This window comes from Shewanella sp., assembly GCF_041630135.1.
Taxonomy (GTDB): Bacteria; Pseudomonadota; Gammaproteobacteria; order Enterobacterales; family Shewanellaceae; genus Shewanella.
Map to the genome: position 1 here is coordinate 1 of NZ_JBFKLW010000010.1, position 21580 is coordinate 21580.

The 21580-nt window shown below is 52.9% G+C and carries 18 protein-coding genes; 1 reads left to right on the forward strand and 17 read right to left on the reverse strand.

Annotated elements, in window-relative coordinates; translation table 11 throughout:
- On the forward strand, positions 1–341 hold a 341-nt coding region (locus ABYK60_RS04265; protein ID WP_372870690.1), incomplete at its 5' end, for a YaeQ family protein.
- Positions 342–406: 65 nt separating this feature from the next.
- Here ABYK60_RS04265 and ABYK60_RS04270 read toward each other — a convergent pair.
- The 17 genes from ABYK60_RS04270 to ABYK60_RS04350 all read right to left on the reverse strand — a co-directional run bounded on the left by ABYK60_RS04270 (position 407) and on the right by ABYK60_RS04350 (position 21529).
- Positions 407–2818 (reverse strand): S8 family serine peptidase, encoded by a 2412-nt coding sequence (locus tag ABYK60_RS04270; RefSeq protein ID WP_372870691.1) that lies wholly within the window; start codon positions 2816–2818, stop codon positions 407–409.
- A 524-nt stretch (positions 2819–3342) separates the two neighbouring features.
- Positions 3343–3732, reverse strand: a complete 390-nt coding sequence (locus tag ABYK60_RS04275; protein WP_372870692.1) for a rhodanese-like domain-containing protein — start codon at positions 3730–3732, stop codon at positions 3343–3345.
- Between the two features lie 35 nt (positions 3733–3767).
- A complete protein-coding gene (locus ABYK60_RS04280; RefSeq protein ID WP_372870693.1) occupies positions 3768–3983 on the reverse strand; it encodes a DUF2892 domain-containing protein in 216 nt (71 codons plus the stop codon).
- Between the two features lie 24 nt (positions 3984–4007).
- On the reverse strand, positions 4008–7229 hold the full coding sequence (locus ABYK60_RS04285; protein ID WP_372870694.1) for an efflux RND transporter permease subunit: 3222 nt from the start codon (positions 7227–7229) through the stop codon (positions 4008–4010).
- Positions 7230–7244: 15 nt separating this feature from the next.
- Positions 7245–8240, reverse strand: a complete 996-nt coding sequence (locus tag ABYK60_RS04290) for an efflux RND transporter periplasmic adaptor subunit (RefSeq protein ID WP_372870695.1) — start codon at positions 8238–8240, stop codon at positions 7245–7247.
- Between the two features lie 139 nt (positions 8241–8379).
- On the reverse strand, positions 8380–9096 hold the full coding sequence (locus ABYK60_RS04295; protein ID WP_372870696.1) for an SIMPL domain-containing protein: 717 nt from the start codon (positions 9094–9096) through the stop codon (positions 8380–8382).
- Positions 9097–9177: 81 nt separating this feature from the next.
- Positions 9178–9555, reverse strand: a complete 378-nt coding sequence (locus ABYK60_RS04300; protein WP_372870697.1) for a VOC family protein — start codon at positions 9553–9555, stop codon at positions 9178–9180.
- Between the two features lie 104 nt (positions 9556–9659).
- Positions 9660–10976 carry an OmpP1/FadL family transporter gene (locus ABYK60_RS04305; RefSeq protein ID WP_372870698.1) on the reverse strand — a complete coding sequence of 439 codons (1317 nt, stop codon included), beginning with the start codon at positions 10974–10976 and terminating at the stop codon, positions 9660–9662.
- 371 nt (positions 10977–11347) lie between these two features.
- Positions 11348–12796: a sodium/proline symporter PutP gene (gene putP / locus ABYK60_RS04310; protein ID WP_372870699.1), complete on the reverse strand. Its 1449-nt coding sequence runs from the start codon at positions 12794–12796 to the stop codon at positions 11348–11350.
- Between the two features lie 218 nt (positions 12797–13014).
- A complete protein-coding gene (locus tag ABYK60_RS04315) occupies positions 13015–13719 on the reverse strand; it encodes a DUF3379 domain-containing protein (protein WP_372870700.1) in 705 nt (234 codons plus the stop codon).
- The gene (locus ABYK60_RS04320; protein ID WP_372870701.1) at positions 13712–14275 is read right to left on the reverse strand and encodes a sigma-70 family RNA polymerase sigma factor; all 564 of its coding nucleotides are present in this window, start codon (positions 14273–14275) and stop codon (positions 13712–13714) included. The genes ABYK60_RS04315 and ABYK60_RS04320 overlap by 8 nt, the downstream gene beginning before the upstream one ends.
- Positions 14276–14431: 156 nt before the next feature.
- On the reverse strand, positions 14432–16006 hold the full coding sequence (locus tag ABYK60_RS04325; RefSeq protein WP_372870702.1) for a BatD family protein: 1575 nt from the start codon (positions 16004–16006) through the stop codon (positions 14432–14434).
- A gap of 29 nt (positions 16007–16035) precedes the next feature.
- Positions 16036–18048, reverse strand: coding sequence for a VWA domain-containing protein (locus ABYK60_RS04330; protein ID WP_372870703.1), 2013 nt, complete (start codon positions 18046–18048; stop codon positions 16036–16038).
- The gene (locus ABYK60_RS04335) at positions 18045–19034 is read right to left on the reverse strand and encodes a VWA domain-containing protein (protein WP_372870704.1); all 990 of its coding nucleotides are present in this window, start codon (positions 19032–19034) and stop codon (positions 18045–18047) included. Before ABYK60_RS04335 ends, ABYK60_RS04330 begins: the two co-directional genes overlap by 4 nt.
- A 1-nt stretch (position 19035) precedes the next feature.
- Positions 19036–19569 (reverse strand): DUF4381 domain-containing protein, encoded by a 534-nt coding sequence (locus ABYK60_RS04340; protein WP_372870705.1) that lies wholly within the window; start codon positions 19567–19569, stop codon positions 19036–19038.
- 38 nt (positions 19570–19607) lie between these two features.
- Complete coding sequence (locus tag ABYK60_RS04345) at positions 19608–20573, reverse strand: DUF58 domain-containing protein (protein ID WP_372870706.1); 966 nt, start codon at positions 20571–20573, stop codon at positions 19608–19610.
- Positions 20573–21529 (reverse strand): AAA family ATPase, encoded by a 957-nt coding sequence (locus ABYK60_RS04350; RefSeq protein WP_372870707.1) that lies wholly within the window; start codon positions 21527–21529, stop codon positions 20573–20575. The genes ABYK60_RS04345 and ABYK60_RS04350 overlap by 1 nt, the downstream gene beginning before the upstream one ends.
- Positions 21530–21580 lie beyond the last annotated feature (51 nt).

A 21580-nucleotide genomic window follows, 5' to 3' on the forward strand; every position in this document is an offset into this window, starting at 1 on the left:
CGGGACTCGATGGCCAGTACCGCCTGTGGGTTGAATTTGGGCTTGCGGATGAGAAGCGCATTAAGCGCGCCAGTCACCGTGCTGATAAGGTGTTGGTGTGTGCCTATGGCGGTCAGGATTTGACTGGTTGGTGGAAGCAGCATCAGGGTAAGTATGAGCGTATCGGCCATCTTCAGGTGCTGGCCTTTAGCAATCAACAACTTGATGCAACTTTGCCTTTTGTTGAGCGGGGTATGCACCTTGCCGTGACCATTGATGAGGAAGGGGGACTGCTTATCTCCAATGGTCGGTTGGATTTGAGTTTGCAGCCACAACTGTTGAAGCAGTGGCAGCTGCGTTAGCTTTGTTATCCAGCTAAAAAAATAAAAAGGAGCCATATGGCTCCTTTTTGTTGTGGCTTACTGGATTACTGGAAAGACAGTTTCCATGAATCAATGTAGCCAGTGTCACGGCGGGCGCTGTCAACTGCTTTCAGTTTCCAGGTACCTTTAGACTCGATACCTGAGGTGTTCACTGTGTAGGTCTTGTTGATGTTGTCGGTGCCTGAACCTGTGTTGCTATGCAGCACGGCAACCTGGCCATTAGGGGCAATCAGTTCCACCTTCAAATCACCGATGTAGGTGTGAACAATGTTCACTTCAACAGTGACAGTACCTGAATCACCGGTGCGGCTCACATTGATAGAGCTGGTGATGCCGGCGGTGTTGTTGTCTGGAATGCTGTAGTTATCAGTGTTGGTGTAGCTCACAGGACCTGTGGTACCACCACCGGTGCCAGTGCCGTTATCAGTGTAGCTGGCAACCAGGTTAACACCACTGAAATCACTGTAACCCTGCACCATGGCATAGTAGGTACCTGCCTGTGCATTGGCAATCGGGCAAGACTCGGTGTTGCCACCTTTCCAAGGACGGCAGTCGTAGCTGCCGGTGGTTGGGGCTGCACCGTACTGAACGTACAGGTCAGCATCACCGCTGCCACCGCTCATAGCGAAGTTAAGGTTGGTAGCACCTGCTGGCACGTCGATGTAGAAGTGCAGTTCATCACCCTTGGTGCCGGCCAGATTGGACTTGGCAACGCCATTGGTCATCTGGGCATCAGAACCACCGTTACCGCCACCACCATTGGTTGGGCCGTCACAGGAGGCATCCAGATATTCTTTGGCAGCTACGGAGTTAACCAAGCCGTAACCGGTTCTGTCATCACGACCGGCAACGTCCAGATCTTCAGCTGTTGCGCGCAGGGCCGCACGTACCTGAGCCGCGCTACATTCTGGGTGATAGCTCCACACCAGAGTGGCAACGCCGGACACGTGTGGGGTCGCCATGGAGGTACCATTGTAGTACTCGTAGTCCTGACCGCCATTGTTGGATACGGTTACAGAAGAGCCAATGCGGCTGCGCAGGGCAAGGCCTGTTGCACGGTCAACTGATACAGACACCTTGGTCAGTTCACTGTTGGTATCCACTACGAATGGGTTCTGCAGACCTGGCAGTGCGGTGTTTGAGTATACGATGGTGGCTGAGGCACCGGCGTTTTGACAGGCCTTGGCCGCGTTGATTTCAGGGTAGCTTGAACCCTGGTTGCCAACACGCTCTACCAGACACACCTTACCGGCCATGTTGCCGCAGTTAAAGGTGGTGCCAGACACGCTACACTCTGCCAGAGTGGCGGTTACAGTGCCATTAATTGGGGCAGGAGCATAGCTGGTACCTGACTTCACCAGACGGTTATGAGGTACAACGCCATTATTGAAGTAAGACTGGCCACCGACTACGATGTCAGCCAGACGGCCTTCGCCGCGAGTAACGGTAGACAGAATGGCTTCGCCCGGACCGGACACTTCCACCTGATTGGTGTACTGAGAAAATGCAGCGTGCTGCTTGGTGCTGTCCACTGCAGCTACCGACACTACGCTGTCGTAAGAGGCTGGGTAGCTGTGGGTGTTGTCACCGTCGTTACCGGCAGCAGCAATCAGCAGTACGCCGTTGTTATAGTGAGCTGCAAGGGCGTTGCGCTCAGTGGTGCTTGAGCCCGCGCCACCCAGAGACATGGAGACCACGTTGGCACCGTTGGATACGCAGGTGTCAACGGCGCTGACCAAACTGGATGAATAACCCCAGCCTGATTCGTTGAATACCTTGATTACGTGGATGTTGGCATTGCGGTTAGGCAATACACCCACTACGCCTTCACCGTTGGCAATAGCGGCAATGGTGCCAGCTACGTGAGTACCGTGGGCGTTGTTATTGCCTGGCTCAAACCAGTTGCCAGTGCCAGAGTTGTTGGTTCCGGTCACATTGTTGCCGGACAAATCAGGGTGGCTGCGATCATAGCCTGAGTCGATAATACAGACGGTACGGTTACCGCTCAGATTATCGGCCAGCTGGGTAGCACCAACAAAGGTTTGGCCCCATGGAGTGGTTTCAGACAGCAGGCGACGTGGCATGTCTTCTTCTACAAATTCAACGTCAGCGCGCGCACGCAGGGCCTTGATGCCCTGATTGTCCAGTTTGACAGAGTAGGCGTTGCTGCGACCAATACGCTTCATTTCTTTTGCGCTGGCGGCATTCAGAGCACGGTGATGACCAAATACTTCATGGGTACGTGGCTGGTACTGCATGCTGTTGATGCTGTCCTGTGCACTGAACAGTTCGGCTGCGGCGTTGTTTTTAAATTTAACAACATAACGCTTAGGCAGAGGTGAGTGTTCACCATCGGCAAAGATACCGTTGGCAGGTGCTGCGTGGACACCGGCAGAAATAGCCAGTGCCAGGGTTGATAAACCCAGGGCGAAAGTTTTTGTGTTTTTGCTTGTCATACTCGTCTTCCGTGTTGCAAGAGGCAGAACATATAGTTGTTATTGGGCTTCCATTCGGTATAACTGCGAAAATTTTCCATTTCCGGCAGTGAATGTATCTACCTGTGATGCAGTTGTAAATTAAATGTAAACGGAATGCCGTGTTGTAGTAACTGACTGTTCAGGCGATATTATTCGACTAAATATGCGTGATAATGGCTCAAGTCATTGATTTAAAAGGTGGGTTGTGAATTTGCATTCATTTGCATGGATTGCTGAACAGGTTACCGCGTTGTTCCCTTAAAAGTCCGATTTATTTTAAGTGGTTGATTTTGATATTGATTGTGGCTATTTATTCCAATTGGGAATAACATATTTGTTATTGTATTATAAGCATCGTTTTACTGGATCGCATGCCAATAAAGTATCGGAAATTGATCTTTTGAGACTCTGCAGATTTATGTACTGTTTCCCAAACTGCGTTCAAACGCGGATATATAACAAAAAGGCACCAATAAGGTGCCTTAAATATCATCATTTATCAGTCAGTTGGTTTTGACGGCCTGTTTTCCTGTTGAGATAAGGGCCTGATAACCACCACCGTTATACGTATGGTTATACCCCGCAGCAATCAATGCATCGTTGGCAATACCACTTCTACGGCCACTGCGGCAATAGAGAACAACCTTAGTGTCTTTGCTGATACCGAGTGCAGCAAATTCTGAGTTGATCTGCTCGAAGGGAATATTGATGGCTCCTTCGATATGACCTTCAGCAAATTCTTCTGGCGTTCGTACATCCACCACCATGGCCCCCTGCTTGATAAGCTCCCAAGCTGCTTTGGGATCTTTATCGTCGGCAAACACAGGGTTGGCAGCAAAAAGCAGGGTGACAGTCAGCAGAGCTATATGCCAGACTTTGGCCAGTTTGTTCACGGTATCTCCTTGATTATTATATTGGTTTTATAAACCTACTGTTTCAGTTTACAAAGCTCTGCTTCCGATTTTATGCCCATTTTGCGCATCAGCATGGCAGCGGGACAAAATCCGGTGAAGGCGCTTTGGAACAGATTAGCCCCGACAAACACGGTTAGCCAGACAAAATTATGATGTACCAAGGCGGTCAGTGCCAGTGACAGCAGTACCATAAAGCCAGCAAAGGCCATTATTGAGCGTTCGAGTGACATACCTTTTCTCCCTATTACGGTGGGTTAATGAGTCTCATGCCCGTGTCTCATAAAGGCATAATAGAGCACGGGGATGACGACCAGAGTCAAAATGGTTGAAATAAAGATCCCAAAAATCAAACTGATGGCTAAGCCGTTGAAGATAGGATCGTCCAGAATAAACAGCGCACCAATCATGGCGGCAAGCGCTGTCAGCATGATGGGTTTGGCCCGCACCGCACCCGAATGGATAACCGCCTGAGCAAAGGGCACACCGCGGTCAACTTCCTGATTAATAAAGTCGACCAACAAAATCGAGTTGCGGACAATAATCCCCGCCAGGGCAATCATGCCAATCATGGAGGTGGCGGTGAACTGTGCCCCCAGCAGAGCATGGCCGGGCATTACCCCTATCACGGTCAGCGGAATGGGCGCCATGATGATGAGCGGCACCAGATAGGAGCGAAACTGCGCTACTACCAGCAGGTAAATGGCTATCATCCCCACCGCGTACGCAATGCCCATATCGCGGAAGGTCTCGTAGGTGATTTTCCATTCACCATCCCACAGCACCGCCACGTCAGTCAGCCCAGATGGTTGATTCACATAGTGCTGGGTATAGCCCATGTCGTCGCTGTCGCTGATGGTTCCTGCCATCTCGAACATGCCATACAGCGGGCTGTCCAGCGGGCCAGCCATGTCCGCCACCACCATCACCATGGGGATGAGATTTTTATGGATAATGGGCGCATCTATCAGCCCTTTACGGATGCTCACAAGTTCAGATATCGCCACCTGTGCGCGGTAGCCGGGCAGAGTCATGCCCAGAATGGCATCCAGATCCAGCTTACTGGCCTCTTCAAGCTGTAACCGGATAGGCACAGGGCGGGAGCGGTTGTCCATGTGGAGCACGCTCACATCCTTTCCACCCACTGAGGTAGCCACAAGATCCACAATCGAGCCATAGGGCACACCGAGGAGTGCGGCCTTGCTGCGATCGATGACAACCTGCCATTTTTGTTGTGTTGCAGGCAGGAATATGTCCATATCGACAACATCTTCGGTGGTTTCAAATACTCCCAGTACCTTACGCGCAGCCTCCTGCCGCAGAGCATCGTTGGGGCCATATACTTCGGCAACAATCGGAGACCAGACTGGTGGTCCGGGTGGCACTTCTACTACTTTGATATTGGCGTTGAAGTGGCGACCAATTTCCTGCAGCGGCCAGCGCACTGCCAGGGCAATACTGTGACTGTCGCGGCTACGGTGCTGCTTATCCACCAGATTTACCTGAATATCGCCAAGCTCGGGGCTTGAGCGCAGGAAGTAGTGACGCACCAGACCATTAAAGTTCATTGGTGCCGCCGTGCCGGCATAGAGCTGCATGTGTTGTACTTCTTCCACGGTGGCTAATTCATCGGCCAGCGCATGCAGTAGTTTGAGGTTTTCTTCGAAAGTAGTGCCTTCCGGCATATCTACTATCACCTGGAACTCGGATTTGTTGTCAAAGGGCAACATCTTAAGTACGACAGCCTGCAGTACAGGAAGCGCAACAGCCACCATAATAAGGCCAACGATACCGAGCCCAAGACTTAGGCGTGCTTTTCGGCCTTTATCACCGCCAAGGAAGGGGCCTATCAGGCGGGTGAACAGGCGCACCATGCGCGGATCTTCTCCGCCATGAGGGCCGGCATTACTGGCTGACTCCGTATGTGGCTCATGGGGTTTAAGCAGCTTGCGACTCAGCCAGGGGGTGAGTACAAAGGCTACTGCCAGCGAAATCAACATGCCCATGCTGGCGTTGATTGGAATCGGGCTCATGTAAGGCCCCATCAGGCCGGATACAAAGGCCATCGGCAGCAGGGCGGCGATAACAGTAAAGGTGGCAAGAATGGTCGGGCCGCCTACTTCATCCACGGCCACGGGAATAAGCTCTTTCATGGACGTTTTGCCCATGGCCATATGGCGGTGAATGTTTTCCACCACCACAATGGCATCATCAACCAGAATGCCGATGGAGAAGATAAGTGCGAACAGCGACACCCGGTTTAAGGTAAAGCCCCAGGCCCAGCTGGCAAACAGGGTCAGTGCCAGGGTGATGATAATGGCAATGCCAACCACCATGGCTTCACGCATGCCCATGGTAAAGAGTACCAGTACCACCACTGCGGCGGTTGCAAACATCAGTTTAAAAATCAGTGTATTTGACTTGTCTGCGGCGGTTTCACCGTAGTTGCGCGACACTGTGGCATGCACATCTGCAGGCAGCAGGGTGTTTTCCAGCACCGCCAGGCGTGCAATTACATCATCGGCAATATCCACCGCGTTCATACCACTTTGTTTACCAATGGCAATGGTCACTGCGGGATAGCTGCCGTTTTTGTTGACGTGTTGTACCTGAGCGCGGGGCAGGTCACTCTTCAGACTTACTTCGGCCAAGTCCGCCAGATAAACCGGCTCACTGTGGCCGTTGGCGCCGGTGCGTACCGCTACCACCAGATCGCGCACATCATCGACACTGCGCAGGAACTGGCCGGTCTGCACCTTGATTTCCTGATTGTCCTGCACCAGAGGCATGGGCATGGAAATCTGATTGTTGCCCATCAGCGCCTGATTGATATCGGCATAACTCAGGCTATAGGCCGACAGGGCGGCCGGATCAATGCGTACATTGAGAACCAACTCATGTTGTCCGAGGGTGTAGATCTCGCGGGTGCCGGGAATGCGCTTAAGCTCGGTTTCCAGCCCACGGGCAACATGAGTCAGTTGTTCCGGTGTTGTCTGGGGAGACTCTGACCAAAGGGTCAAGCTGACAATGGGCACGTCATCAATACCGCGGGGCTTGATTAATGGCTCACCAACGCCAGCGTTGCTGGGTAGCTTGTCGAGGTTGGAATAAATCTGATTGTAGAGCGCCACAATGGCGTCATTGCGTTTTACCCCAACCTCAAAGATGGCAATGATAAGGGCACCATCTGGCTGCGAAAACGAGTAAAGGGTATCTATGCCTTTGATTTCAGAAATAACCTGCTCGGCAGGCAGGGTCACCAAATGCTCCACCTCCGCCGGAGTGGCACCGGGGAAGGGGATAAAGACGTCGGCGAAGGTCACATCAATTTGTGGCTCTTCTTCCTTTGGGGTGATCATTATCGCAAACAGGCCAAGCAGCAGTGCCAGCAGCGCCAGCAGAGGGGTGATGGCACTGGCCTGAAAGGCGCTGGCAATACGGCCCGAGATCCCGAGTGCAGCTTTGTTTGAGTCAGTCATGGCTCATCCTCAACATCAGTGGGCGTTAACGGCATAGCCATCAATGGCAATGATGTCGCCATCGCTGAGGCCAGAGAGAATAGAGACTCTGTCACCCTGAACCTTGCCGGTACGCACCTGGGTCAGCACTGGTTTGTCGCCGTGCATCAGGTAAACGGCACTCAGTTCGCCGCGCTTAACCAACGCCGAAGCGGGGATCAGCAACATGGGGCGTTTACCCTGTACAAAGCTGGCCTTGGCCCAGCTGCCTGGCTGTACTTGGGTGCCTTGGGGTAAGTCGATGCGTACCTGATAACTGTGACTCTGCGGTGAAGCGAAACTGAAGATGGTCAGTGCATCTGAATCCAGGGTGCGACCATCGGCCAGGGTGACACTCACTTTGGGGTTGGCTCTGAGGCCATCAAGATAACGGCCGGGCACCTGCATCACGGCACGCATATGCTCGGTATCAAATCCTGACAGCAGTGGCTGACCGGGGTTAACGGTTTCCCCCAGCTCGATGTGACGCCCGGTGAGAACGCCGGCAAAGGGGGCGTACACTGTGGTGTAGCTCAATGACTCGCGGGCACGCACAATGGCCGCATTGGCGGCAGTAACGGCCTGTTCGCTGCTTTTGGCGCGGGCGATGGCTTCATCCAGGTTGCCTTTGGATATGGCACCCTTGGGGAACAGATCCTGGAAACGCTTTAATGTAGCCTGCGCCTCGGTGTTTACGGCAATGGCGCGGGCATAATCGGCTTCCGCGGCGGCAAGTGAAGCCCCCTGTTCTTTGCTGGTGATCTCCAGCAGTGCCGCACCTGCAGGCACTGCATCATTGACATCAAAATGAATCTGCACGATGCGGCCGGAGGTCTGGGCAGAGACGGTGGCGGCCTTGACCGGTTCTATCAGGGCATCCAGTGTCAGCAGCTGCTCTTCATCTGTGTGCTGTACCTTGAAGGTTTGGCCTGCCGTGGCGCCCAGACTCAGGGCAAAAAGAGAAGCGCCCATGAGCAGTTTGAATGAGGTCATAACAAAGCTCCCAAAAGTTTCATGAGAAAATTCTAATGAAAAGTTCAGGGCTCGGCAATCATTTCATTAGAAAAATTTCATAGAGCGTGATCATGGTAATAAAAACAAAGGGAAGCTCTCAGCTTCCCTCGTCGGAAAATCAGTCAGTTAAATAATAGGTCACAGTGCTGACCACCCGCACTTTTTTAATTTGCGGTGAATTGCTGTCGCGGTCCGAAATAATAAACTGCCCCTGGCTGGCAGTTTTGATTTTGCCGAGGCTGGAGCTTGAATCTTTGGCAAACTTTTCGGCCACTTCACGGGCATTTTGGGTGGCTTCCTGCACCATGGCGGGCTTGACGGCATTAAGTTCAGTGTAAAGAAATTCGGGCCGGCTTTCGTACTCGTTGCCACCAATGGCTATGCCGTCCCGGGCGAGTGAAGCGATTTGCTTACGGGCTTCCAGCAGGGCTGAAACCTTGGTTGTGTACAGTGAGACTGTTACCTTGGCGGCGTAGCGGAATTTCAGGTTCGGATCGCTGTAGCCCTGGGCGGTTCTGTCTTCAATGGCAGGTAGGGAAAGGGTGATTTCATCATCGCCAAAGCCCTGATTTTTAAGAAAGGCGACCACCTTATTGGTTTTGGTCTCTACAGTGTCGTACAGCCGTGGCAGTTCGTTGTCCACTTCTGTGAAACGAATGGGCCAAATGGCAATGTTGGCCATTACTTCCTGCTCGGCCAGGCCTTTGACGCTGACTGTGCGTTCCATTGCTTTCAGGTTTTGGGCGGTATCCTTGATGCTGATGCCAAGAAACCCGAGGCCAGCCGCCACAGAGACGCCCAGCAGCAGGGCTGGCAGAGATAGATTTCTCTCCATAGGTAACTTCCTGCGGTCATTACAGAATTTACCCAAGAATACGTGAAATATTGTGAAGTTGCATCCGCAGAGAACATGTATTCAGCTGGCTGCTTTCATTTGCCAGAGCTCCACCTTGTTGCCGTCGGGGTCGATAAACCAACCAAAGCGGCCGAATTCGGTGTCTTCCCGTTGCGGCAGCACTGTAGCGCCACCGGCAGCAGCCTGAGTCAGCACACCTTCGAGATCATCTACCACCAGATTAAACATAAAGTCGTGCTTGGATGGGGCAAAGTAATCGCTGGATTCGTCGAAGGGACTCCAGACACTGTAACTGCTCTTTGGCAATTCGGTGGCGCGAAAGGCGCAGCCCCCCCAATGCTCCACTGGCAGCCCGAGATGAATTTTGTACCATTCTGCCAGCGCCTGCGGGTTTGGGCTTTTAAAGAATACGCCCCCCAATCCAATCACCTTTGCCATGTGTTATCCCCTTTTTTGGCACTGTTTGCCTGAATTAAGGGTAGGCGACACTGGCGATGGATACAAAAAAGCCGCGACAAGCGCGGCTGTTTTTTGTGCAGCTATCAGAACTTATAAGAGTACTGCATAGAGTAATAAGTGGCATTGGAGCGGGTATGTGCCACGACCAGGCCGTTAGTGAGCTCTTTTGGGTAGATGGCACTTTGCTCCAGTACTTCAACATCTTCACCGCGAATGAAGGCAACGCCGAAGTCGATGGTGGAGTTGTGGCTCAGGGTGTAGCTGGCACCCAGGGTGTACCAGTTACGGTCTGAATCAGGGATGGAAATTGAGCTGATTTCGCCCACGACCCCTTTATCGTGCATAACACCGCCACGCAGAGTCCAGGTATCAGACAGCTGATAAGTACCGCCTACACTGAACAGCCAGGAATCATCCCAGGCATAATGCTTGAGCTGACTGGAGGGGATTGCAGTATCGCCTAAATGGCCATCTTCGAGGGTGATTTCCTTGAAGTCGCCCCAGCTGGTGAACTGGGCAGTGTAGTGCACGGCAAACTTCTCGGTCAGCTGATGGAAACCGGCGATCTGGAAGATATCCGGCAGCGGGATAACTATCTCATCGAAGTTGGCAGCAGCGCCAGCCTGACGCACGAACTGGCTGATGTCGCCGCTGGCTTTAAATTCAGGGCTGAAACGATAGCTCATACCGATACGGTTGTCGGCATTGAACTCGTACACTGCGCCTACAATGCCGCCCAGGGCCCAGCCGTCGGCATCCACGTTTACCAGGTTGATGTTGGTCATGCCAACGCCCGGTACAGGCAAAGCGCCTTCACGGGTGAGTTTACCTTTACCGTAAATCAGGTCGATACCGGCACCCAGGCTCAGCTGGTCGTTCACACGGTAGGACAGACTGGCGTTCAGGTTCATGGTCACCACTTCGGTATTGCCCAGCAAATCAACCGGTGCAGGGATGGTGCCTATGCCGGGAATGGTCACCGCATTGTTGGCCAGAGCCCCTGCATCGGTGCCGGTGCCAAAGTTGGAGAATGCCGCCACACCAAAGGCCCATTTATCGTTGACAGGATTGATGTAGTAGAAATTGGGGATGATTTTGGCTTCGGCAGCAGCATCTTCAGAGCCGAAACATACAGGAGCGTCGCTCAGGCAAACATCTTTTACCGTGACATCGATATCGGCATAGGTGACGCCGAATGAAAGCGCGGTACTGTCAAACAGCGCCATGGCAGCTGGGTTGCGTGACAATACGGAGGCGTTGTCGGCAATAACGGCATCACCGGCGAAGGCACGGCCAACACCTGTAGCTGAATGGCTGTTAAGCTGGAAACCGGCAGCCATGGTCTGGGTGCTGGCCAAGGCAACGGCGGCGGCAAGCAGTGTCTTGTTGAAGTACTTCATCGTCTCTTCTCTTTTTGTGGTCATGCCGAAGGCAAAGTGGCCTGTCGGTAGAAATTAGCATGGCATCTTAGGAGTATGACTGTACCACAACAAGTCCGACCAGAGCTTTTGCTTTAGTTAAAAACTGTTAAAAATCAGTTAATTTAGTTTGTGAGGCAATGCAGTTTTGAACTGCTTCCGCGTTTACCCCTGTGACTGTACTGGCCAGTTGGCGTGGGCTTGCGGCAAATTTTTCAATGGCGGCCGTTTGGATTGATGCGGGTCTTTACCGGTTTTGCAGGATACAAAAGGTTGCAGTTTTCAGACATTAAAAAAGCGTACATGTGTACGCTTTTTGCAGTTTTGATGACTCAGGAACAGGGCGCTGGCATTTACAGCTGCTTTGTATAGCCGTCAAAGGCAGCGGCGACTTGTTCATCCACCTTTGTCATTTTACTCAGGAGTACACCGGCAATGGTGGCAAACAGAAAGCCAGGCAGTATTTCATAAAGGTCAAAAAGACCCCCACTTAATTGCTTCCATACTACCACTGTCAAAGCGCCGGTAATGATTGTCGCGATGGCGCCGGTCTTGCTGTAATTACGCCAGAACAGCGACAGCAGTACTACTGGCCCAAAGGCGGCACCAAAGCCCGCCCAGGCATAGCTTACCAGACCAAGCACGCTGCTTTCGCGATCGAGCGCCACCACTCCTGCAATAACGGCAATTGCCAATACGCCAAAACGGCCAACCAGCATCAGTTCCTTGTCATTGGCCTTGGGGCGCAGTTTACGGTAAAAGTCCTCAGTGACCACGCTTGAACACACCAGCAACTGGGAATCGATGGTGCTCATGATGGCTGAAAGAATGGCGGCTATCAGCAGACCGGCAATCCAGGGATTAAAGGCCACTTGTGCCAGATGAATAAATACGGTTTCGGCGTTTTGCAGCGGTTCGTTGGCAAAATACAGGCTGCCTGCAAGGCCTGTGGCCAGTGCGCCAAGCAGTGACACTATCATCCAGCTCATGGCAATACGACGGGAAACCGGCAGATGCTCCGGGCGTTCAATTGCCATAAAGCGAGACAGAATGTGTGGCTGACCGAAGTAGCCAAGACCCCAGGCCATCAGTGAAATCACGCCGAGCAGGGTGGTATTTTCACTGATTAGCGACAGCATTTCAGGGGGCAGGGAGTCTATGCTGGCATGGCTGCCTGTGTTGGTAAAAATTGCCATGGGTACAATCAGCAGGGCGATCAGCATCAGGCAACCCTGGAAAAAATCGGTCCAGCTTACCGCAAAAAAACCGCCTATAAAGGTATAACCGACGATAATGGCTGAACCAATCACCAGCGCTGCGGTGTAATCGAGACCGAATACCTTTTCAAACAAAATAGCGCCGCCTACCATGCCGGAGGAGGCATAAAAGGTAAAGAACACCAGAATGGTCAGGGCGGAGACAAAACGCAGTACACCGGCTTTATCGTGAAAACGTTTTTCGAAAAAATCTGGCAGCGTCAGGGCGTTATCGGCGAATTGGGTGTAGATACGCAGTCGCTTGGCGACAAACAACCAGTTCAGCCAGGCGCCGAATACCAGACCAATACCTATCCAGGCTTCACCCAGTCCGCCCAGATAAACGGCGCCAGGCAGGCCCAGCAGTAACCAGCCGGACATATCGGATGCGCCAACGCTCAACGCTGTAACCCCGGGGCCCATTTTACGGCCGCCCAGAATATAATCATCAAGGGAGTCGGTGGCCCTGTAGGCCCAGAAACCTATCCCCATCATCAGAACCAGATAGCCCACAAAAGTGACCAGAATCGGAGTGTCTATGCTCATGCTGTGTTAACCGTCAGTTTTTATTTGAATTATGTTGTCCCAACCCGAAGACAATAAGGCTGGCAGGCTTTACGTCAGCTTGATTCATGAAGAAGCCGGCTTGGTGAAAGCATGCTATCAGAAGTTTGCGCGGGATCCCAATTGGGGCTAAAACAGAGATGCTAATCTGACCAGTGCCCAACAATGAGGGCCGGTCAGGTTAGCTGACGTAGGGGAAGTTATATAAAGCTTTGCCGAATTGCTTTTTCAGCCGCTTGCACTGCAGAGGCCTGTTCACCGACCAGCAACATAAAGGCTTCTTCGGTTTTAAAGCCAAGCCCATGATAGTGATTGTCGGCAAACTGTTCATCGAGTTGCATCCGCTGTTCAAGCGGCACTATAAACAGGGTAACCTTGCCTTCAGCGCCTTCCAGCACCAGATGCAGACTGGGTACGCCCTGGAAGTCACAATAAGCCTTGTATACAACCCGGCCTGGAGTGCTGTTGAAGTGGGCCTGCTCAAGGCCGCGGATGCTCACCAGACTGGCATTGAGATCCCCTAGTGCAACATTGGCTTCACTCTTTAATGCCTTGGCTTCATGGTAAACATGGGCGAGGGCATGCTCGCCTAAATCCACCGGCCCCAGGCGAAGAAAACTGAAGCTCAGGCCAAAGGCAAAGGCAATGGAGGCGGCCAAGGCAATTAAAAAGGTCGTGCGCCTGCGGCTTTGGTGGTGTTGCACCAGTTGTTGACGCAGCAGCAACTTATCGGCCAGTTCCTCGGGTACATCTACTTTCATGACTTTCTCAAGGCGCCGGTCGAGACTTTTCAGTTCATTGACAAAGGTGTCACGGCCTTCGGCTTCTCCAATGGCCTTCAAAAAATCAGGATCCTGACTCTGGGGCTCGCCATAGGCTCGGCGGCGAAACTCAAGTTCATCCATTTGATTGACCTCGGAATTCTGGTTGTTCGAGCGCTTCTTTAAGCTGGTTTCTGGCTCTAAAGAGGCGCGTCATCACGGTATTACGGTTCAGTTCGAGCAGCTCGGCAATCTCATCACCACTGAATCCACCAATCACCTGCAGCACCAAAGGTTCGCGGTATTCCGGCTCCAGTTTGGCGATTTGCCGTCTCAGCCAATAATGCTCCGTCTCATCTTCACTGCTCTGGCTGATGGCATCTTCCAGTGCATCCTGCTCTATATCACTGTAATCAAACTGCTTTCTCTCGAATCGACGGGCGTTTTCGCGGCGCAGAATGGTGATAAGCCACGCCTTGGCAGCCTTATCATCCTTCAGGGAATCCAATGCCTTCCAGGCACGCAAAAAGGTTTCCTGCGTGATATCTTCGGCCACATGTTTGTCGCCGCACAGCCAGTAGGCGTAGCGGTACACATCGGCATGCAGAGCCCTGACCAGGCTGTCGTATCGTCGTTGTTTATTCAGCATGTCAGAATTGACCGACTCGGGTGCGAATTTCTTTCGCATTGTGGAAAACATTTTTATCCCCAGTCCAATAGCGAGCCTCCCGGGCGGGAGGCCTGACGCCGGGGCCGTGTGCTGAACCTCTTTAAGGTTTGCTTGAACGGCCTGGCATTTTTCAGTGTAGCATTGCGGATTTCAGGCAATCACGCAATGGCGCGTTGGTAAAACCTACTAAGGATTTAAGGGTTTGAGTGCAGTGATGCTATCCGCTTTGGCTGGTAGCGGCAGCGTGTTCAGCGCCGTTAGCAAGGGTGCACCGTCGATGCTGCCGCTGTGTTTGCTGTACAGAGCCTGTTGAATGTCATCAAGTGCCGCAGCCAGTTGCGGTGACAAGGCTTTGGCTCTTTCCAGCGTAATGTTGTCGCCGGTTTGAGCTGAAAGATATGCCTGGGTCATATTCAACATGGCCTTACCATCACCCGCGGAGCAGGCTTGAACCAGTGCCAGTTTGGCTGCTGAATGGGCGGGGGCGGATACTGTTTCATTGTCTTGCATCTGACACCTGCGACTGGAAAACCAGGCAACGGCGGTAAGCAGCCAGCCCAGTGCAAAAAAGGCGGCAATCCAGGGCCAGTAACCGGAACTGGTTTGCATCCCATTTTGGATGGCGGGCATGGGCGGCAAGGTCTGTGGCATTACCCCTGTTACTCTAATGGTACGTGCCGGGATTATTGCCAGTTCCCGTTTGGCCAAGTGTGGATTCCACCATGGCACTTCAATTGCCGGCAGCTCAAAGGTACCTATTTCACTGGGGACTATGGCCTCGGTGAGTCTCAGTTGCACCACAAGCTGTTCATCCCGCAGGAAGGTTTTCACTTCCGGCTTTTCCGGGTAGCTTTTCAGTTCAGCCGGCAGCTGACTGGTCAGAGATGGCAAGCCAGTATCATCGGCGTTGGATGCCAATAGGGTAATGGTACGGGTTATGGGGGTGCCAAGGGCAAATTCTTCTATATCTTCCGGAAACTCTTCTTTGAGCGCCACTAAATCGGCAACAAACCAGTTGCCCTGCCAGCTTTCAGGTTTGTCTTTTACGACCAGGAATTGCTCTTTACCTGTCGCTTGTACCGGACGACTTTCATTGAAGCTGAACATGCCACCATTGCCACGGGCCGGTACCAGAGCGTCTCCTTCAAATACCGGGGGGGTAATCGCCAGCCGGCCGGGCTTATCCGCCGTGATACCGTAGACACGTTCTATCACTCTATATCTGCGGCCTTCGACTATTTCCAACAACTCCTTGTCTTCACCCAGTTGTTTTACCCGACCGCCTTCGATATTGGGTACAGATAACTCGCCACGCTGAAGATCCACAGCAAGGTATAATTTGACTTTGTAGAGCGCCATTTGCCCCAAATATACCTGTGAGTGGAGCAGTTCTGAGGATACAAAAAGGGTGCTGGAGGTACGGTCAACATTTTCCTGATCGCTTACCGTTAACGTGATGGGGGCCGACGACACTCCATCAATGGTAAAGGCCGGAATTTGGAGGGCGCCGGTATTTCTTGGGGTAAGTAAAATTTGCCAGCGGGTTTCTTTATGGCTGTCGAAATTGATGATGCGAGTCGAGCGATTCAAGCTGGTGCGCCCCACAAGAAAATTTCTCATCAGTGCAGAGGTGTTCAGACGGCTGGATTCGACTTCATCGTCTGCTACCACCGTTAACACAAAACTTTCTTCACGCCCCACAGGGTTTTTGTCGACAGAGGCATCCAGGCGACTCAGCGCCCAGCTGCAGTTGCTCAACATCAACAGAAAAAGGCCTGTTATTAGCTGTTTTACCACTTTTCTTTTTCCTTTCTGTGATCGCCACGGGCACGGCGGATCTGATATTCCAGTTGCATCTTATTACGAAGCAGTACCGAAGGGTCGTCGTTCACCGCTTTTAAGGCACGCTTCATCTCCGGTGGTAAGTCAGACTCCGCAATATTGGGGTCGACAACGGCCACCTCGGCCTGCTCTTCCTTGACATCGTGCTGTTTGTCACCCTGCGAAGCGCTTTGGGCATCTTGCTGGTTGTCGTTCGCCTTGGCCGAGTGTCTGGCTTCCTGTCCCTGATCGGGTGCCTGCCGGGGCTGATGTTGTATGTCCTGTTGCTCTGCAGCTTGAGCTGCATCAGCATTCATTGGCGCATCCTGCTCGGCTGGGGTGTCAGTGGCCTCATCTGCGCCGGAATTAGCCGATTCGGTTGATGGGTCTTCAGCGTCTGATTGCTGTTTGGCATCGTCACTGGCTTGTTGACCGTTCTGCTGCGCCTTGGAGGATTGGCTATCGCCGGGCTGATTATCCGCCTGAGATGAGTCTTGCTGGTCGGCACTGCTTTGCTGGCTCTGTTCACCCTGATTTTGCTCGCCAGACTGATTTTGTTCCTGATTTTGGTTCTGGGACTGTTGTTCGTTTTTTTCTTTGCCGCGCTGATTGTCACTGTTGCCATTCTGCTGCTGTTGCTTTTGCTGCTCGGCAAGGGCTTCAGCCAGTGCTTGATTATGTTTGGCAGCAGCAAGATCCGGGTCTTTTTTCTGGGCCTCGGCGTAGCGTTTTGCAGCGTCTTCAAATTTGCCAAGTTGCATCAGTGCATTAGCCTGGTTGTAGAGTCCGGTGGCAGATTGGTCTTTGTTAAAGCCCTCAAGGGCAGCCTCATAGTTACCGGCGCGGTAATCGGCTGCGGCCTTCCAGTCAGGTCGCTCAAAGCCATTTGCCGCATCTTTGAAGTTGCCTTCTTTGAAGGCTTCCATGGCGCTTTGGTCATGGGTTTGCCAAATGCTGGCCTCGGCTGTTGGTGGCAGTGCGGGCAGTAGTGTACACAGCAGCAGTGCGCCGATGATACCGTTACGGAAGCTAAGTAAAGCCGGTACCAGCAGTAACAGTGCGATATAGGGTCCCAAATCCTGCCAGCTGTCACCACTGAGTTCTGTTTCTGTGGCGTTGCCCTCCCGGTCGAGCCAATTCACCAAATGGTTGATATCACTGCCATCCAGGGTAGAAGGAACCCAAACGCCACGCTCGTCGGTGGCAAGTCTGGTCAGGATGGCGGCATCCAACCTTGGTATCACCAACTCATCATCATTACCTCTGACCAGCTTGCCATCGGGCAGTTTCATGGGGGCGCCCTGAGCGGTACCAAATCCATAAACGGTGAGACGCAGTTTACTGTCTTTAAGCGCTCGGCGGACATCAGCCGCATCGACCTCATCCAGGCCGTCGGTCATCAGTATTATGTCGCCAGCGGGATGGCCGCCGTTGATCAGTAAGTCTCTGGCAAGGCTTACGCCTTCTGCCGGAGATGAGCCCAGCAGCGGCATAATTTCGGGGCTTAATGACGGCAGCAGATTCAATAATGTAGCCTTGTCCCTTGTCAGGGGGCTGATGACAAAGGCGTCGCCCGCATAGGCAACCAAACCTGTATCCCCGTCGGGCAGCGCGTTGATAAGGTCAGTCGCCCGAAATTTGGCTTGGGTTAACCTGTTGGGAACCATATCTGTGGCGTACATGGATACTGACATATCCATGACTAACACACGGCCGCTGCCCGCACTGAACACCGGAATGGGCTCTTTGTTGATGGCAGGTCCCGCCAGCGCAACGGTGGCAATCAGCCAGCTGCCTCCTAAAAGGAACAGTCCTTTGCGCCCATTATGGTTGCTGCTCGATGTCATCAACAGGCTAACCAAATGGGGTGCTATATAGCCGTCCCAAGCTGAGGAGGCAGCTTGCTGGCGCCACAGGAAATAGAAAAACAACGCCAGGGGCAACAGGGCCAGCAGCCACTCGGGACGAATAAAGTGGATCATTTTTCCTCCCGATGGATTTGCCGTGTTGGTAACAGACCTGCTGCAGACGAAGACGCTAACAGACTCAACAATAACGCCAATGCCAGCGGATAGTAAAAAAGCTCTTTTTGGGGTCGGTAAGTTTGTACATCGCGGGCGATGGGTTGTAACTTGTCAATTTCCTGATAGATGCTTTCGAGCTCATTGCTGTTTCTGGCACGGAAATATTGGCCATGAGTTAATTGGGCAATGCGCTTGAGTTGAGCCTCATCCAAGTCAACGGAAGCGTTACTTCTGTCGCGGCTAAGCGCTCTGCGTGAAGCAACATCTGCTCCTACCCCAATGGTATAGATGGTCACTTTTCGCTCGGCCGCGATGGCGGCCGCTGCGTCAGGTTCTATGTTGCCAGCATTGTTTGTTCCATCGGTAAGCAGGATCAGAACCCTGTTACTTTCCTCAAGATTTTCAAAACGTTTTACAGCAAGCGCAATGGCTTCGCCGATGGCGGTTTGGCGGCCTACCAGGCCAACCCGCGCCTCCCTTAAGAAGGTTGCGACTGAACGTCTGTCCTGGGTCAGCGGTGACTGAAGATAGGCATGATCGGCAAACAGGATTAAGCCGAGTCGGTCGCCGGCACGTCGTTCGATAAAGTCACCCACGACTTTTTGTACCAGCGAAAATCGGTCAATATTACGTCCGGCCAGCTCCATATCGGGAAATTCCATCGAGCCGGAAAGGTCCACTGCCACCATTAAGTCCCTGCCTTCGCTGGGTAATTCAATAGGGTCGCCCAGCCATTGAGGCCGTGCGACTGCCATCAGTAGCGCAGCCCACATCAGATAAAGGGGCCAAGGTTTTGAACTCTTGATGCCTTGGCTGGTGGCCGGCGAGAGTTCACTGCTGCCCGGCAGGTGTAAATGGCCTGACAGATTGCGCTTTTTGGCCGTGCGAATAAGGAGCGGTAACGGCAACAACACTAAAATCCACGGCAGCATCAGGGAGAGCATGTCAGAGCGCCCCCGAATTCAAATTGCCGACAGATTTGCCGCTGTCATCCGGTGTACCTGTCGGCAGTTTGTGCTTCACGGCTCGGGGCAGGTGGGTGAGCCACTCGATTGCAAGCGCCTTCAATTCGATGGCGTCGTTAGGTGCCAAGGGTTTGGATGTATAGGCAAATGTGGACAAAATAGTGAAATTTCCTTGAGCTTTCTCAGGCAGCCGTTGATTTAAAAACTGAATCCAGGCCTCGCCTGTCAGTGACGCCACCTCTGAACGGGGAAAGTAGCTCAGAGAGGCGCGCTTGAGCAGGGCACTCAGTTCGATTGCAAACTTCCCGGAAGCAGGAGATAGGTTACACAGCAGCGTCATTGCTTCATCTCTTGGTGCCAGCCAGCTTTTTATCTTTGCTCTTCGCTTTCGCCATAGCCAAATAACAATGGCTAAAAAAACCAACGTTATTATTAGTGCTGCCCACACCCACGGGGCAGGTGGCCAGGCCGGCACTTCCGGTGGCAACATTATGTCTTTCATTTGAGCCAACATGGGATTGGCCTGATGTGCGGGGGACTTATCCATGGCATTTAACGCAGTTTTTCCAATTGTTGTGTCAGTGGCATGCCAGCACTTACAGTGTTGAGATTGATATCCAGTCGGGACATCAAGCGACTAAATTGGGCCGTTTGAGCCTGCTGCTTCGCAAGCCAGATATCATAGCTGCGCCTGTCCAGTACCCTTTCGATACCGGATTCCCGCACCGGAAGGTTAACATTGGCTGGCAGCGGGATCTCGCCCTGACGCAGCGGGTCGCTGATAAGAAAAGCCCCCAGTTCACAGTGGCGTTTCAGGTCGAGCAGTGGACCGAGACAGGCATCGTTAAAGCCCGCGCCGTCAGATAAAATCCAGATAAGGGAGCCGGGTTTGGCAATACGGGCAAGACGTTGACAGGCCCGCAGCAGGTGTTCCGGTTCTCTGGGGGCCTGACCAAAGTGGGTCAACTGGTGAGCATGTGCCTTGGTCAGGGCGCTGATAAGCGTCAGCATGCCGGCCTTACGGCTTTTGGGCTTAAGCTCAAGATGCTCATACTCACTGGCGATCAGTGCACCAATTCTGTCACCGTGATTTGCCGCTCGCCATCCAAGCGTTGCTGCAAGGTGACAAAGCTGAACCGCCTGCAGCATTAAGGTGGAGCCAAAATACAGGCTGTGACTCAAATCCAGCAGCAAAATGACCGGGCGTTCCCGCTCTTCGACAAACAGCTTTGTATGGGTCTTGCCGGTGCGGGCGGTTACCCGCCAATCAATAGTGCGGACATCATCACCTTTTTGATATTGGCGAACTTCGGCAAACTCCATGCCACGCCCCTTGATCTTGCTGCTACGCAGACCTGACATGTTGGCCTGAGCCTGACTGCGGACATCGGGCAGTGCCCGGGCCAGTTCCTGACAGGCCAGCAGTTCAGGCGTATCCAGGTGCACACCATCGGCAAACAGCGGCATATCGATCGTTTGGGCGCCAGCGTGGGACCAGGGTGAGGTTTGACGCTTCATCAAGGCACGGCAACCTGGGTGAGTATATGCTCAATCACATCATCGGCGCAGATCCCTTCCGCCTGTGCACGGAAGCTTAGCAGCAAGCGATGACGCAGCACATTGGGGGCAACAGCCTGAATGTCTTCCGGCGAAACAAAGTCGCGACCATCCAGCCAGGCACGGGCTCTGGCGCAGCGCTCCAGCGCCTGACTGGCTCGTGGACTGACGCCATAGTCGAGCCAATTGCCAAGTTCCTCACTGTATTTGTGACCCTGACGGGTTGCCATCACCAAATCCACTATATAGTGCTCCAGTGGCTCGGCCAGATACAGCTCCAGCGCCTCGGTGCGGGCTTCGAAAATATCCGCCTGGGCAATGGGGGTGATCTGTGGCAGTTCACCGCTGAGCGCTTCATTGCGCGACAGTTTGAGAATTTGCCGCTCGGTATCGGCATCCGGGTAATCCAGATTCAGGTGCATCAAAAAGCGGTCGAGCTGCGCTTCAGGCAGAGGGTAGGTCCCTTCGTTCTCGAGCGGGTTTTGAGTTGCCATCACCAAAAAGAATTTGGGCAGCTTGTAGCTTTTTTTGCCTACGGTGACCTGGCCTTCGGCCATGGCTTCAAGCAGCGCCGACTGCACCTTGGCAGGCGCACGGTTTATTTCGTCTGCCAGAATCAGGTTATGAAAAACCGGGCCAGACTCAAATTCAAAAGTGCCGGTTTGTGCTCTGTAGATATCAGTCCCGGTTAAGTCAGCCGGTAACAGGTCTGGAGTGAACTGAATGCGGTGGAAGTCGCCTTCAACCCCGTCGCAAAGTGCCTTAACCGCACGTGTTTTAGCAAGACCCGGGGGGCCTTCCACTAATAGGTGACCATTGGCCACAAGGGCTATCAGCAGATTTTCCGTGAGCACCGGCTGACCGATGATCAGGGTGTTGAGGTATTTCCTTAAGGCTTGGAATCGGCTCAAAGGCATAGTGCTACCCGATTTATTATATTGATTAGCTTGAGACATTCCCTATGGTAA

What these genes read in the sequence shown, in the direction of transcription:
- ABYK60_RS04270 (WP_372870691.1), bottom strand. Translation starts at nt 2,818, where the DNA reads ATGACAAGCAAAAACACAAAAACTTTCGCCCTGGGTTTATCAACCCTG.
- ABYK60_RS04280 (WP_372870693.1), bottom strand. Translation starts at nt 3,983, where the DNA reads ATGTCACTCGAACGCTCAATAATGGCCTTTGCTGGCTTTATGGTACTG.
- ABYK60_RS04285 (WP_372870694.1), bottom strand. Translation starts at nt 7,229, where the DNA reads ATGACTGACTCAAACAAAGCTGCACTCGGGATCTCGGGCCGTATTGCC.
- ABYK60_RS04290 (WP_372870695.1), bottom strand. Translation starts at nt 8,240, where the DNA reads ATGACCTCATTCAAACTGCTCATGGGCGCTTCTCTTTTTGCCCTGAGT.
- ABYK60_RS04295 (WP_372870696.1), bottom strand. Translation starts at nt 9,096, where the DNA reads ATGGAGAGAAATCTATCTCTGCCAGCCCTGCTGCTGGGCGTCTCTGTG.
- ABYK60_RS04300 (WP_372870697.1), bottom strand. Translation starts at nt 9,555, where the DNA reads ATGGCAAAGGTGATTGGATTGGGGGGCGTATTCTTTAAAAGCCCAAAC.
- ABYK60_RS04305 (WP_372870698.1), bottom strand. Translation starts at nt 10,976, where the DNA reads ATGAAGTACTTCAACAAGACACTGCTTGCCGCCGCCGTTGCCTTGGCC.
- putP (WP_372870699.1), bottom strand. Translation starts at nt 12,796, where the DNA reads ATGAGCATAGACACTCCGATTCTGGTCACTTTTGTGGGCTATCTGGTT.
- ABYK60_RS04315 (WP_372870700.1), bottom strand. Translation starts at nt 13,719, where the DNA reads ATGGATGAACTTGAGTTTCGCCGCCGAGCCTATGGCGAGCCCCAGAGT.
- ABYK60_RS04320 (WP_372870701.1), bottom strand. Translation starts at nt 14,275, where the DNA reads ATGTTTTCCACAATGCGAAAGAAATTCGCACCCGAGTCGGTCAATTCT.
- ABYK60_RS04325 (WP_372870702.1), bottom strand. Translation starts at nt 16,006, where the DNA reads ATGTTGAGCAACTGCAGCTGGGCGCTGAGTCGCCTGGATGCCTCTGTC.
- ABYK60_RS04330 (WP_372870703.1), bottom strand. Translation starts at nt 18,048, where the DNA reads ATGATCCACTTTATTCGTCCCGAGTGGCTGCTGGCCCTGTTGCCCCTG.
- ABYK60_RS04335 (WP_372870704.1), bottom strand. Translation starts at nt 19,034, where the DNA reads ATGCTCTCCCTGATGCTGCCGTGGATTTTAGTGTTGTTGCCGTTACCG.
- ABYK60_RS04340 (WP_372870705.1), bottom strand. Translation starts at nt 19,569, where the DNA reads ATGTTGGCTCAAATGAAAGACATAATGTTGCCACCGGAAGTGCCGGCC.
- ABYK60_RS04345 (WP_372870706.1), bottom strand. Translation starts at nt 20,573, where the DNA reads ATGAAGCGTCAAACCTCACCCTGGTCCCACGCTGGCGCCCAAACGATC.
- ABYK60_RS04350 (WP_372870707.1), bottom strand. Translation starts at nt 21,529, where the DNA reads ATGCCTTTGAGCCGATTCCAAGCCTTAAGGAAATACCTCAACACCCTG.